The organism is Vibrio sp. ECSMB14106 (assembly GCF_000972265.1).
In the GTDB taxonomy this organism is placed as follows: domain Bacteria; phylum Pseudomonadota; class Gammaproteobacteria; order Enterobacterales; family Vibrionaceae; genus Vibrio; species Vibrio kanaloae.
In genome coordinates, this window is record NZ_LAUM01000072.1 from 1 (window position 1) to 1,043 (window position 1,043).

Genomic DNA, 1,043 nt, shown 5'->3' on the forward strand with positions numbered 1-1,043 from the left:
TAAAGGTAGCGCCAAAAATTAACTATTGACGCCATAGTCTCTTGTTATAGCGCTTTAGTTCCAGTCTACTCTGATACCTATATTTGGGTACTCTCGGCTCAAATCATCAAAACAACTTTTTAAGGATTCGAAACTCTCAGGAAGAATCGATTTCAAATGACTAGAACCAACAAACTCTATGACTTTAGGAAAATCCGAATTGCGCAAACCCGCGTCACAAAGGCAATCCCAAAAAGCATCCCAGTTTTTTCCATAATAACCTGGAAAACCAAAGTAATTAGCCATCAATTCATGAAGTTGATTTTCGTTCTCTATCATTATTAAATCAATGCGCATAATCCCCCTACTGATAAATGCCGCTGCGCTATAACGCCGCATTAAGTGGTGAGCAACGCAGACCATTAAACTTGAAGTATTGTGCCGTAAACACCGAAATTGAAGTAAACTGAAAATGCCAAGCGTTGGGAATCCGTCTTAAATGCTTTGTTAGAAGAATATGCTGGAGAGTCACTTGAAGTTATTTGAGGCTACTGAGCCCCAAACAATCGAGAGTGTTCACTAAAAATAAAAAGGTCTAGACAGTTAACAGTGATTAAGCTTAAAAAACCAAAGATCGTGCAAATATTTCCTACCATAGCAACCCCCTCTCGAATGCCAGTTATTGAATCGAGTCCCCACTAATTTCCTATACTTTTCAATCTCTCGATTGAATGGGGCGGGACAAATGAAGACTAGCGTTCTCGACTTGCCTTGTCAATTGCGTTGCACAGCCCATTAGCGGTAACGATGCGATACGGTAAAGTCCCATTTAGGTTTTTGAGACCTACAACAAGCTTGTCCTCACCTAGTCGCTCAAGCAGACTAAATACCGTTAATGAATTTAGTTTGCCACCTTTTAAGTGCAAAACACGACTATTCTGTATTTTTGGGTGAAACCTTAGTTCGTCAAGCAAATGCATTGTGCTTGATGATACAACAGGTGACGGATGCTGTGAGCAGGGCAAGATCATGAAAACCCCTTATGGAATAAGGGGTGACGTGAA

Annotated in this window: 1 protein-coding gene; it reads right to left on the reverse strand. The window is 40.6% G+C overall.

Translation table 11 applies throughout. The features are described 5' to 3' along the window. Positions 1 to 54: 54 nt before the first annotated feature. Complete coding sequence (locus tag WR49_RS20690) at positions 55 to 336, reverse strand: barstar family protein (RefSeq protein WP_046225275.1); 282 nt, start codon at positions 334 to 336, stop codon at positions 55 to 57. Between the last annotated feature and the right edge of the window lie 707 nt (positions 337 to 1,043).